Below are 12,658 nucleotides of genomic sequence, written 5' to 3'. Positions count from 1 at the left end.
TGTGTACACGGCCAAGGCGTTAGAACGACTTGGGCAGGCCGAGGGTGCCGTGAGCGATACCCGCCAGCACCAGGTTGTTGCTAATGGGAGCGGTGCGCGGCAACCGCGCTTCGCGCCACTTGCGTTCAATGCCGTATTCCTCGGCTGCGGCGTATCCGCCGAAGGTATCGAAAGCGGCGTCGGCGGCGGCCCACAGCGCTTCGGAAGCCAGGAGCTTGGCACCGTTGACTTCGAAACGCGGGTTCTCACCCGCCGCGTACATTTCTGCGGCCCGCCAGCGCATCAGCGAGGCTGCCTGCAGCTGGGCGTAGGCGCGGGCCAGCGGCACCTGCAGGGCCTGGTTCTGGCCGATCTTGCGGCCAAAGACCTCGCGTTCGTTTGCGTACTGCACCGCACGGTCCAGCAGGTAGAAACCGGCACCGATGTATTCGCTGGTGACGATGACCCGCTCGGAGTTCATGCCGGAGAGGATGACGCGGAAGCCTTTACCCTCCTCGCCGATGCGGTTGGCCACCGGCACCCGAAGGTCACGGATGGCCAGTTCATTGGTCTCATGGTTGACCATGGTCTTGATGGGGGTGGCAACAATCTGGCCGTTTGCGATGGCCGTGCGCAGGTCCACCAGCAGCACGGTGAAGCCGTCCGTCGGCTTGGCCCCGTCCTCGCGCTTGGCTGTGCGGGTCAGCAGCAGCAGCAGGTCCGAGTGCTGGACCCGGGAGATGAACATCTTGTTCCCGTTCACCACGTAGTCGTCGCCGTCACGTACGGCGAAGGTCTTGATGCGGGTGGTATCGCTGCCCGCGTCCGGTTCCGTCACTCCGAAGGACTGCAGGCGCAGTTCCCCGGAGGCAATCTTCGGGAGGAACTCGGCTTTCTGCTCCTCTGAGCCGTGGCGGAGGATGGCGCCCATGGTGTACATACCGGCACGGGCAGCGCCGGCGTGGCCACCGTTGCGTTCGATCTGCTCAAGCACTACGGCCGCGTCGCGGATGTCGGCGCCGCCTCCGCCGTATTCCTCCGGAATGAGCATGCTCATCCACCCGGCATCGTAGAGTGCGTCGACGAACTCTTCCGGGTAGGTGTGCTCGGCGTCGTGCTTGCGCCAGTACTCGTTGTCGAACGGGGCACACAGGTCATCGATGGCCTTGCGGATCATCAGCTGGTCCTCGGTGAGGCCGAATGCCGATGACTCAATAAAATCTGCCATGGTTACTCCTAAAGTCGGGTTGGAACCAGTGAAGCGAAGCCAGCGGCACGGTGGAACCGGATGTATCACCGGATGGAATTCGGGCCCGGACTTTCTTTCTCGCCTGCCGCCGCCCGGTCCAGGAGCGCGGTTACGCGCGGCAGGCACAGCAGCGCCGCCCCGGCGAGCAGAAGCACGACGCCGATCAGCAGGCAGGTTGTCTGCACTCCCACCGCGTCGGTGAGGTAACCCGCGGCGAGAGAGCCGGCGGCCACGGACGTGGAGAAGGCCATATGCCGCACCGCAAGGATGCGCCCCCTGAGCCGGTCCGGGGCCAGTAGCTGGATCACTGAGTTGAGGGTGGACATGACGGCGAGGAAGGCTGCTCCGATCAGGACGGCGGAGGCCAGCCCCCATCCCAGGCCGGGCAGCACACTCAGCAGCATGTGGCCGATCCCCAGCCCGGTGATCCCCAGGACCGCGCGCCGGGCGAAGTCAGGCCGGCGGCCTCCGGCCAGCAAACCGGTCAGGGCATACACCACCGACCCGGCGCCCAAGGCCGCGGTCAACAGCCCCAGACCCACGGTATCCGTGAAGTAAACCGTCTCGGCGAACACCACGGTCAAACTGAAAATGGGGTTGCTGAGCATCCCCGCCAAGCAGCACAAAGCCACGGCCAGCAGCAGCGGCCGGCTGGATGCCAGATGAGACCCGGCCTGACGCCACTGCGCTGCGAACCCCTGGCGGTGTGCTGGTTTGACCACTGTCCGGCAGGGGCGAACAAAGAGCAGGGTTACCACCACCACCGCAAACGAGACAGCATTGAAAAAGAAGGCCCAGGTCGCGCCCATCGTCGCCAGCAGCACTCCGGCCAGGGCTGGTCCCACGGCACGGGCCAGGTTGAACTGCAGGGAATTCAAGGTCACGGCTGAGAGCACGTCCCGCCGGGGCACCAGGTCATTGACCAGTGACTGCCAGGCCGGGTTGTTGAGACCGTTGAAGATGCCGAAGAGTGTCAGCAGGCCGATCAGCAGGACGGGAGAATGCAGCCCGGAGGCCCACTGCATCCACATGGCTACGGCCACACCGCCCATAGCCACCTGGGTCCACAGCAGGAGCAGCCGCCGGTCCAAGGAATCGGCCAGGAGTCCTCCCAGCGGAGAGAGCAGCAGCGCCGGACCGAACTGCGCTGCTGCGGCAAAGCCAACCCAGACTGCGCTGCCGGTGTTTTGATAAAGCACGTAGGGAACGGTCAGGTTGCCCAGCCACGTCCCGGTATTGGAGACCAAAGCACCGCTGAAGAACAGGGCGAAGCCGCGGTGGCGGAGGGCGGCAAACGGATGTCCTTGCCGGGCAGGGCCGGAAGCGGGGGTTGCCATGGGATCTCCATTGAGGGTTTGGTGCCCCGGGCACGGAGGGCGGGCCGGTGGCTGCGGATGGAATGTCGGCGGGAACGACGGCGAGAGCCCGGCACGGATTCCGCGCCGGGCTCTGCCTGGTTATTCAAAGTGCCGGGAAGCTTTCCCGGTGGACCCTGCTGACGGGCCCTGGTTCCGGCGGCCGGTGGTTAGCGCGCCGGCCGCTAATGAACCAGCGGCTAATGAGCCGGCGGCTGGCGGTTAGCCGTTAGCGGCCGAAGGCGCTGCGCCAGAGTGCTGCATCATCCGAGGCGTATTTCAGCTCGTCCTCGGCCGGCATCAGCCAGACCAGGTCCGAGTCCAGCGCCGGCAGTGAGCGGCCTGCCGCCACGGGCGGTTCAACGTCGGTCCGGACCGAGTAGTCGCCCACCTGCTGGATCACCGATTGTCCGCGCTCTGACAGCGCGTAGTTAAGGTAGACCTCGGCGGCCTCCGGATTCTTGGTGTCCGCCGTCTTGCCGGCAAAGAAGCTGAACAGGACTATGCCCTCCTCCGGCACCACGAATTGGATCGGGGCGCCGTCCTCCGTGACCGCAACGTTCACTGCGGAGGTGCCGGCCGTGGCCACGTTGAGCTCGCCGCGGGCCAGGGCTTCCTGGCGCTGTCCGCCGCTGTCGTAGACGGTCGGCTTGAGAGCCGCCATCTTGGTCCAGTAGTCCGGATCCACTTCTTCCTGGATGAACCGGTTCAGGGCGATGGAGGATCCGCCGGCGCTTCCCTGCACGATGCCGATCTTGCCCGCGTTGGCCGGATCGAGCAGGTCCATCCAGGAGGTGGGTGCGTCCTCTTCTGCAACGTTGTTGGTGTTGTAGGCGAAGGTCACCGGCACGTTGGCGAAGGTGACAAACTTGCCGTCGTTGTGCTGCACCTCGGGCATGTCCTCAACGGCAGCCGGAATGAAGGTGTCCCAGATCCCGGCCTCGTCGAATCCGTTGGCCACTTTGTAATCGGAGGTGATCAGCACATCGGCGCCCAGCTGACCGGCTCCTGCCTCGGACAGGACCCGTTCGGAGAGCTTATTGGTCACGTCACGGACATACTGGACCTTGATCCCGGTGTCCTCGGTGAAAGCTTCGTTGAGGACGTGCTGGTTGGCTTCCTGATAGCCGGTGTAGACCGTAAGGGTCTGCCCCTTCGCCGCTTCGTAGGTCTCCTGATCGGCGATTTCCTCCCCGTTGATCGTGAGGCTGCCGTTGCTGGTGTCCACCTCGGCGCCCTCCTTGACCACGGAGGTGGCGGTGGCAGTGGAACATGCGGTCAGGGCCAGCATCAGGGCGGCAAGCGAGGCCACACTGCCAGTGCGCTTCTTCATGTGAGTGCCTTTCATTGTTGTGGGGGGACCGGGGCAGCGCCTATGCTCTCCCGGCTGAAAAGTCAGTTGCTGGGTTCCTTGAATTTCTTTTCGCGCATACCAATCACCTGGGTGGCAACCGCCACGATGGCAATCAGCAGGACGAACACCAAGCTGATGGCGGCGGAATAGCTGATGCTGCCGTTTTCGAAGCTGTGGAACACCAGGATGGAGAGCACGCGGGTATCCGAGGTGTACACGAAGAGGATCGCGCTCATCTCCCGAAGGCCCAGCATCAGCAGCAGGAGAAGTGTGGAAACCATACCGGTGCGCATCAGCGGGAGGGTGATGTCGCGGATGGCCCGAAGGCGTCCCGCGCCAAGCATCACGGCACTGTGTTCCAGGTCCCCGTCCATCTGCAACATGGAAGAGGAAATGCTGCGGTAGCCCTGGGGCATATTGACGGCAACGGTCGCTATGACCAGCAGCAGCAGCGTGCCGAAGACCGGGAACGGCAGGGTCAGCCATCCCCAGAGAATGCCCATGCCGAGCACCACCTGCGGGATAGCCAGCGGAAGCATGGAAACCTGTTCCAGCAGCTGACCGGCCTTGGAAGTGGTCCGGAAGCGGACGTAGGAGGCCATGAACGCAATGAGGGTGCCCGCCGCAGCGGCAGCCAGTGCCATCAGGATGGAGTTCCAGGTGGACTGTTGGAAGTCCGCCTGGCCCACTGCCTGGATCAAGCGGTCAGCGGAGAACCCGGCAAAAAGATCAGTGAACCGATTGATGTAGACCTTCTCCCCCATGGCCGTGAAAACCAGGGCACCCACGGGGAGAACCACGGCAAGGGCGAAGTAGGCCGTGGCGAAACCGGTCGCGACCCAGCGCAGCCAGCGCAGCGGAATGGTGCGCGGGCGGTTGCCCTTGCCGGTGAGGGTCGTGAAGCGCTTGCGGTTGACCACCCGCTGCTGCAGCCAGGTGACTGCCACCACGGCCACCGTCAGGGCGATCGCTATGCCTGCAGCCGCATTCGGCCGTGAGTCACCGGCCATCAGACGGTAAATGTAGGTGGGGAGCGTTTCGATGCCGGCCGGGTTTCCCAGGATGGCGTTAACCGGAAAGTTCTCCATCGCCAGGGTAAAGCAAAGGATGGCGGCACCGGCCAGGGCGGGGATGGACAACGGCAGTGTGACGGTCCGGAACAGGCGTCCGAGGCTGGCACCGTGGACGGAGGCTGCTTCTTCCAGGTCAGCGTTCATCATGGAAAACGAGCTGTAGGTGAGCATAAAGGCATACGGCGCGTAGTACAGGCCCAGGACAAAGATAATGCCGCCGTAGGAATAGATGTTCAGCGATCCACCGATCCCGATAGCTTCCAGGAAGAGGTTCAGGTGGCCGGCGGTGGGGCTGGCCAGGATGGACCAGGCCAAAGCACCCACGAGCGCCGGCAGGAACATCGGGGCTATTCCGGTGATGTAGATAAACCGCTTCCAGGGGGCATCCGTCCGTGCAGCGATAAACGCGAGCAGGGCTCCAATCAGGAGGGACAGCACACCGGCTCCCGCGCCAATGATCAAGGAGTTGATGATGCTCTGGATGCCCTCAGGCGTCCCCAGGATTCCGAAGTTCACCCAGGTGAAAGAGCCCACCTGGGCGTTTCCCGGCCGCGGCACCGCTGTGGAGAATGCAGCAATGACAATAAAGATGATGGGCAGGATGATCAGGAAGAACAGCAGGACCCCGAGGATTCCGCTGGGGACCTCCCGGCGGAGGTTCTTGATAGCGACGAGGCCGCGCCGGATCCGGGAGGGGGCCGGCGGCCGGGTCCGGGCTCGCTTCGATGTGTCTGTGCCGGGCAGGGACCCTGGCGTTTCGGACTTTCTTGAAGGAAGTGTGGAGGTCATGCTGCCACCGCCGCGCGAAGCTCCTGGGGGGCGGGGCTCTGGGGCAGGACCTGCACGGCACCCGCATTGATCGTCACCCAGACTTCCTCTCCGGGCTGGAACCGCTCGCGGGCACCGAGCGGCGCAAGGACGTCGAGTTCGGTAACACCGGCACCCACATCCACCGCGTAGCGGATGCTGCTTCCCTGGAAGCTGGAAACCTTTACGGTGCCGCGCCAGCTGTTGGCCCCCGGAACGCCGTCGCGGGAGAGCAGCAGATCCTCGCTGCGGAAACAGGCCCGCAGGTCTTCTCCCGTCTGGCGCACCTCCGTGGCTGATGCCAGGACGAGGTTCGAGCCGGAAATGGTCCACATCCCGTCCGCAGCCGGATTCACGGGGTGCACATTGGAGACACCAAGGAAGTGGGCTATCGAAGCGCTCGCCGGCTCCAGGTACATGGAGGTGGGGTCCTCCATCTGAACGATGATCCCGTCCTGCATCAGGGCAATCCGGTCTGCCAGGGCGAAGGCTTCCTGCTGGTCATGGGTGACGTAGACGGTGGTTAGTCCCAGCTGCAGCTGAATCTCCCGCAGTTCAATGCGCAGGCGGTCGCGCAGCCGCGCATCCAGGTTGGACAGCGGTTCATCCAGGAGCAGCACGTCCGGGCGCATCACTAGGCTGCGGGCCAGGGCAACGCGCTGCATCTGCCCGCCCGAGAGCATGCTGGCACCGCGGGAGGCAAAGTCCTCCAGGCCCACCAGCTCCAGGACCTCATGGACCCGCTGTTTGATCTCCGTCTTGCCGATGCCCTGGATTTTCAGCGAGTAGGCCACATTCTCGAAGACAGTCATGTGCGGCCAGACAGCATAGGACTGGAACACCATGCCCACGTTGCGTTTGTTGGGCGGCAGGTTGATCCCCGCTTCAGCATCGAAGACGACCGTGTCGCCAATGGTGATCCGGCCTGCGGTGGGCTGTTCCAGCCCGGCGATGCAGCGCATGGTGCTGGTTTTTCCGCAGCCGGATTTGCCGAGTAGCACCACGGATTCGCGGTCTCCGATTTCGACATTCATGTCATCAATCGCGGTGAACTTGCCGTACCGCAGCTGGAGGTTTTCGATAGTAATCTTCATTGTTTTGCCTATTCGAAGTAAGTGAAAGCTTCGATCAGCACCGGCTCCTGGGCGTTGAACGCCCGGGTCAGTGCGGCGCGAAGCTCGGCCTCATTGGTCGCGGATTCAGCCCGTACCCCGTAGCCCTTTGCGATGGCTACGAAATCGATTCCCGGAAGGTCAAAGGGGGGGGTGCCCAGGGTGTCGAGGCGCCGCCCGAAGTTGACAAGGGCTCCGTATGTCTCGTTCCGGAAGATCACAAAAACCACCGGCAGCTGGTGTCGGGCCGCCGACCAGAGCCCGGTGATCCCGAAGTTCGCCGATCCGTCGCCGATCTCGGCAACCACACGACGCCCGGGCTGTGCCAGCTGGATTCCCACTGCGGCCGGCAGTCCGAAACCCAGACCGCCGGCGGCCGCAGAGTAGAAGGAGCCCTGGGTGCTCAGTTCCACATGGGACCAGAAGGACTCCGCCGTGGAGGTGGATTCGACAACATGGATGACGTCGTCGGGCCCGATCTCCTGGATGGCCCGGAACACCGTGTCCGGGTGCATGCGGCCGGGCTGGTCGGTGCCCGGAGCCGGGATGCTCCGCGCCGGCACGGTGGTATCGGAGCGGACCTGCACCGCTTCGGCCAAAGCGGAAAGCGTGTCAGCGACGGGCGCCAGGTAGGCATCGCCGAACGGTGCCCGGGCAATCTCTTCCGGATCTTGGGACACATGGATAAGCCGGGTGCCCTCGCCCAGGTAACGTCCGGGTTTGTCATGGTGGTACCGGAAAACAGGTGCTCCCACCACCAGAACCAGGTCATGCTGGGAGAGCAGGCTGGAGATGTCCGCGACGTTGGCGGGCAGGAGACCGGCAAAATTCGGGTGGTTCGTGGGAAACGGGCAGCGCGCCGGCGAGGGGGCAATCCAGGCCGGAGCTCCCAGCCGCTCGGACAGGGCCACCGCAGCCTCGTTGGCGTGAGTGGCATCCACCTCGGGGCCAAGCACCAGCACCGGGGACACGGCCCGGTCCAGCAGATCGGTGAGCTCCTGCAGCTGGCCGGGCGCCAGGGAGGTGGCGTCCTGCACCGTTCGGGAGATGGTGAGGTCGGTGTTCTCATCGACGGGCCGGTCCCAGTCGTCATGCGGGATCGAAACGTGTGCCGGTCCTTTGGGGTGCAGTCCGGCAAGGTGGATGGCCTGCGCCATGGTCCGGACGACGTCGTTCGCTGAGAGAGGCTCGGCACTGAACTTGGTCAACGGCTGGGGCAGCTGGGCCGCATGGGCACTGCTCACCATGATCTCTTGGCCCACCATGTCCCGCAGCTGCTGTCCGGAGAGCACCACCACAGGGGACTTGGACTGCACGGTATTGGCCAGTACGCCCATGGACGTGCCGGTGCCGGCCGCGGAATGCAGGCTGACCAGCGGAATTTCGCCGGATGCCTGGGCGTAACCGTCGGCCATGGCCATCACGGCTCCCTCATGGAGCCCGAGGATGTAGTGGAAGTCCTCGGGAAAGTCCTTGAGGAACTGGAGCTCGTTTGATCCGGGGTTGCCGAAGACCTTGGTCATTCCCCTCCGCCGCAACAGCTCGTATGTCGCTTCGCGGTTTGTCGCCGCCATGTCGCTCCCTTTGAGATCAGTAGATGTGTCTCATATCACCCTAGGAGAGCGCCAAATAAATTCAAACAATGAATACTTGATAGTGACATAGACGGTCTTTATAGTCGGGTGATGGCCAACTACGACCTCGGCATGCTCCGCGTCTTCGTGCTCGTCTACGAAACGGGCAGCGTCACCCACGCTTCCGAACGGTTGTTCATCAGCCAGCCCTCGGTGAGTTACACCCTCCGCAAACTGCGGTCCCATTTCGGCGACGCACTTTTTCAGCGGAAGGGACACCACCTCGAACCCACGCTGCTGGCGGATGAGCTCTACCCCAAACTGCGGCGCCTGCTGGAGTCACTGGATGACATCATGGAGGCCCCCGGGGACTTTCAGCCGGATACCTCCACCCGCCGCTTCCGGCTGCGTATGACGGACGTCGGCGTGAGCGGGCTACTGCCGTCCATCCTGCGCTCCGTGCGCACCCAGGCGCCGGGAGTGACCCTCGAGGTGGAAGCCCTCAACCTGGCCACGGTGCTGCATGATCTGCGAACCGGTGCGGCGGATGCCGCCATCTGCACCACCCGGCTGGATGAGTCCGACATCCGCCGGGACCTGTTGTTCAACCAGGAATATGTGGGGCTGTGTGCAGCGGACCATCCGCGCATTTCGGAGGAACCTGCACTGGGTGCCTATGAGGATGAGGAACATGTGGCCGTTGCCATCTCCACCGGGCACACGGCCCTGGATGTGCGGGTGCGGGAACTGGGCATCAACCGGCGGGTGTCAGTGGTCATTCCCACCTTCAGCTCGCTTCCGGACCTGCTGGAGGGCGGAGAACTGATCTCCTATGCACCCACGGGCGTGGCCAGCAGGCTCATCCGGCGCCATGATGTCCGCGCTTTCCGGCTGCCGTTCGACGTTCCAGTGACCCAGGTGGCGCTGTACACGCTCCGGCGGGAACTGCCGGCCGCTGACATGGAATGGTTCCGCCACACCATCATGTCCTCGGTGCAGGCGCGGCATACGCAGGCCCCCAACTCCGTCCGGGTTGCCGGCGGGTTCGCCTAGGCACCCAAAACCGGGCACTAACGAGCGCCTCCAGCCCTTGCCGCTGCCCGGCCGTATTCTCACCCAGCGAGAGAAGCCTTGACGCGAGGTGATGACTGCCACATTCTAGTAAGCGGAATTAAAATCTGTCCTGCAGAATGGAGCCGTGATGACGACTGAGACAGTCACCGCCGATGAGGCGTTCTACGCCGAGTTGGCTGAGAACAACTATTCGCCGCTATGGAAGCTGATGGGCGGCATCGGGCCTGAGGCCAAGACAAACTTGGTGCCGCACATCTGGCGCTACGAGCAGGCCCGTGAACTCATGGTCAAGGCCGGCCAGGTGGTTCCCCTCGAAGACGCACTGCGCCGCGTGCTGGGCTTCCGCAACCCGGGGTCGCGCCCGGACCAGCGCACCGGCGCAACGGACTCGCTCTGGGCCGCGCTGCAGCTGGTCATGCCCGGCGAAGTGGCGCCGCCGCACCGTCATACCCCTTCCGCTCTGCGGTTCATTGTCGAAGGCGAAGGTGCCTACACCGTGGTGAACGGCCAGCGGGTCCCCATGGAGGTGGGAGATTTCCTGCTCACCCCTTCCCTGCACTGGCATGAGCACGGCCACGAGGGCGACGGTCCCATGATCTGGCTAGACGGCCTGGATTCACCGCTGATCAGCCGGCTGAACCAGTACATCATTGACGAGTCCGGCGATGAGCAGCCGGTGGAGAAGGCCATGCCCGCCGCCTATGTGGAGGGCATGCTGGCCAAGACCTACGGCACCCCCCACCAGTTGCAGCAGCCGCTCGTCTACAAGCTGGCAGACGCCCTGGAGGCTCTGGAATACCTGCGCGACGGCGAGGCCGACCCCTACGACGACATCATTGTCGAGTACAAGAACCCCACCACCGGCGGCCCGGTGATGACCACCATCTCCGCCTACCTGCAGCTCATCCGCCCCGGCGTGGACACCCGCTCCCACCGGCACACGCACAGCACCGTCTACCACGTGGTCAGCGGCAGCGGGTACTCGATCGTGGATGGCCGGAAGATTGAATGGACCAAGGGCGACACCCTGGCCGTGCCGCTCTGGTACGAGCACTCCCACCACAACCCGTCCGGCGAGGACGCCGTGCTTTTCTCCTACACCGACCGCCCGGCCATCACGGCACTCGGTCTCTGGCGTGAGCAGGGGGCCAACTGATGCGCGTCTGTGTCTTCGACGACCAACGGCTCGGCGCTCTGGCCGGGGACGGCACGGTGGTGGACCTGACGGATCTGGTTTCCGAGCACACACCGGCGGATGACCGAATGAATGCCCTGATCTCGGACTGGACGGCACTGAAGTCCGCGGCGGCCGAGCGCGTGGCCGCAGGCGGCGGAACACCGGAGGACCAGGTCACGCTGCGTGCCCCGCAGCCGAGGCCGCGCAACCTGTTTGCCGCCCCGGTGAACTATCACAAGCACCAGCAGGAAATGGGGGGCGAGAACGGTGTTTACGCCGACCGCAAGATCCTCACCGCCGAAGTCCGGAAAGGCTTCCTGAAGGCAGTGACCTCCATCGTCGGCCCGGACGGCGCCATCGAGCTCCCGTGGGAAGACCGGCGGTTTGACCACGAGGCCGAAATTGGCGTCATCATCGGCAAGACTGCCAGCCGGGTTTCGGCGGAAGATGCCCTGGACTACGTCTTCGGCTACACCCCGCTGCTGGACATCACCCTGCGCGGCGAGGAGGACCGGTCCTTCCGGAAGTCGTTTGACACCTTCACTCCGCTTGGCCCGTACATTGTCACCGCGGATGACGTGCCTGACCCGGAGAACCTCGATTTCTGGCTGACGGTGGACGGCGAGGAACGCCAGCGTTCCAATACCTCCTACCTCATCTATGGGATCGCCAAGCTCATTGAGGTGTATTCCGAGGTCATGACCCTCCAGCCCGGTGACGTGATCGCCACCGGAACTCCGGAAGGCGTGGGCCAGATCCTGCCCGGGGAGACAGTAGTGCTGACCATCCCCGAGATCGGCGAGCTAACCATGCCAGTGGTTGCCCGCGCCTAGCTGCAGTTCAGGCCGTTCGGGTCCTGGGAGCCATTGGCTGCCAGGACCCGAATGCGTTGTGGTGTCTGCCTGAGCGGACCAGGGCAGTGTGCATGGCGGTCTGGCGCAGGGCCGAGACCAGGTAATGGCGGGTCAGCGCCTCCCATCCCCGCCCCCAGCTGAGCCGCTCTGCGGTCTGCCACACCGTGGCGCCGGCGTCATCCGTCAGGACCTGCTCCACCTCGGCGGTCCGGTGCAGGTGGCGCCAGGCGATGGCGTGTGCCCGGTCCGCGATGCCGCGGTAGCGGTACTGGTGGCCGGACAGGTTCTGGCAGTCATCGTAGGCGCTCAGCCGGCGCAGGCTTTCCAGGTACAGCTCCAGCGGGTTTTCCGGGAAACCGCCGGCGGCGCCGATGCCGGGCGTCAACCGCGGCAGCAAGTGATCCCCGGAAAAGAGCAGCCGCTGGTCCTCGTCCACGAGGCACAGATGCCCGGGGGTATGTCCCGGACTGTGCAGCACCCGCAGCCGGCGGCCGGGCACCTGCAGCAGGTCGCCGTCGTCCACCAGCTGGTCCGCGGACACCACCACGCGCGCGCTGCCCGCTGCATAGCCCAGGACCTCGCCGTAGCGTTCGGCCGGCACGGCCCAGGCGTCCAAATCCTCCCGGATCCGGCTCTCATCGGCTACCCACTGGGCGTACATCTGCTGCGCCTTGTGCTCCCGGCGGTGCAAGACCACCCGGGTTCCGTGACGCTCGCGCAGGGTCCGGGCCAGTCCCGTGTGGTCCGGATGCAGGTGGGTGAGAAGCGCGGAGACTGGTGCCGGCTTCCCGGCTCCGATCCGGGCGAGTGCCGCTTCGAGGATCTCCGCGTTATCCTCCAGGTCCCATCCCGGGTCCACCACATGGACCCCGCCCTCGGCATCTTCCACGAGATAGGACAGCGTGAAGGGCATGTGCCCCGGGTGGTTACGCTGCGGCAGCGTCCACACCCCGTCGGCAACCTTTTCGGGTGCCGGGAGGCGACCCTCGGTGTACGCCTGGAATTCCTGGTTGCTTATGGGGGTGGTCATGTTTGTCATTCCTTGCTGTG

General features: G+C 64.5%; 10 protein-coding genes. 3 read left to right on the top strand and 7 right to left on the bottom strand.

Annotated elements, in window-relative coordinates:
* Nucleotides 1–19: 19 nt before the first annotated feature.
* The 6 genes from KG104_RS03550 to mdlC all read right to left on the bottom strand — a co-directional run bounded on the left by KG104_RS03550 (nucleotide 20) and on the right by mdlC (nucleotide 8,503).
* A complete protein-coding gene (locus KG104_RS03550) occupies nucleotides 20–1,207 on the bottom strand; it encodes an acyl-CoA dehydrogenase family protein (RefSeq protein ID WP_207347293.1) in 1,188 nt (395 codons plus the stop codon).
* 65 nt (nucleotides 1,208–1,272) lie between these two features.
* Entirely contained in the window at nucleotides 1,273–2,565 is a 1,293-nt protein-coding gene (locus KG104_RS03545; RefSeq protein WP_207347292.1) for an MFS transporter, read from the bottom strand.
* 247 nt (nucleotides 2,566–2,812) lie between these two features.
* Nucleotides 2,813–3,916 (bottom strand): ABC transporter substrate-binding protein, encoded by a 1,104-nt coding sequence (locus tag KG104_RS03540; protein WP_237686974.1) that lies wholly within the window; start codon nucleotides 3,914–3,916, stop codon nucleotides 2,813–2,815.
* Nucleotides 3,917–3,978: 62 nt separating this feature from the next.
* Entirely contained in the window at nucleotides 3,979–5,799 is a 1,821-nt protein-coding gene (locus KG104_RS03535) for an ABC transporter permease (RefSeq protein WP_207347291.1), read from the bottom strand.
* Nucleotides 5,796–6,911: an ABC transporter ATP-binding protein gene (locus KG104_RS03530; protein ID WP_207347290.1), complete on the bottom strand. Its 1,116-nt coding sequence runs from the start codon at nucleotides 6,909–6,911 to the stop codon at nucleotides 5,796–5,798. The genes KG104_RS03535 and KG104_RS03530 overlap by 4 nt, the downstream gene beginning before the upstream one ends.
* Before the next feature lie 8 nt (nucleotides 6,912–6,919).
* Complete coding sequence (gene mdlC / locus KG104_RS03525; protein ID WP_207347289.1) at nucleotides 6,920–8,503, bottom strand: benzoylformate decarboxylase; 1,584 nt, start codon at nucleotides 8,501–8,503, stop codon at nucleotides 6,920–6,922.
* Between the two features lie 111 nt (nucleotides 8,504–8,614).
* Here mdlC and KG104_RS03520 point away from each other — a divergent pair, with 111 nt between their 5' ends.
* From KG104_RS03520 to KG104_RS03510, 3 genes are all read left to right on the top strand, one after another.
* Nucleotides 8,615–9,556 carry a LysR family transcriptional regulator gene (locus tag KG104_RS03520; protein WP_207347288.1) on the top strand — a complete coding sequence of 314 codons (942 nt, stop codon included), beginning with the start codon at nucleotides 8,615–8,617 and terminating at the stop codon, nucleotides 9,554–9,556.
* A gap of 148 nt (nucleotides 9,557–9,704) precedes the next feature.
* Nucleotides 9,705–10,733 (top strand): cupin domain-containing protein, encoded by a 1,029-nt coding sequence (locus tag KG104_RS03515; protein ID WP_207347287.1) that lies wholly within the window; start codon nucleotides 9,705–9,707, stop codon nucleotides 10,731–10,733.
* The gene (locus tag KG104_RS03510; protein WP_207347286.1) at nucleotides 10,733–11,587 is read left to right on the top strand and encodes a fumarylacetoacetate hydrolase family protein; all 855 of its coding nucleotides are present in this window, start codon (nucleotides 10,733–10,735) and stop codon (nucleotides 11,585–11,587) included. The genes KG104_RS03515 and KG104_RS03510 overlap by 1 nt, the downstream gene beginning before the upstream one ends.
* A gap of 7 nt (nucleotides 11,588–11,594) precedes the next feature.
* Here the strand turns inward: KG104_RS03510 and KG104_RS03505 are convergent, their stop codons facing one another.
* A complete protein-coding gene (locus KG104_RS03505) occupies nucleotides 11,595–12,638 on the bottom strand; it encodes an MBL fold metallo-hydrolase (RefSeq protein ID WP_207347285.1) in 1,044 nt (347 codons plus the stop codon).
* Nucleotides 12,639–12,658: the final 20 nt, after the last annotated feature.

The organism is Arthrobacter sunyaminii (assembly GCF_018866305.1).
In the GTDB taxonomy this organism is placed as follows: Bacteria; Actinomycetota; Actinomycetes; order Actinomycetales; family Micrococcaceae; genus Arthrobacter_B; species Arthrobacter_B sunyaminii.
This window is presented reverse-complemented; position numbering and strand designations above follow the sequence as displayed.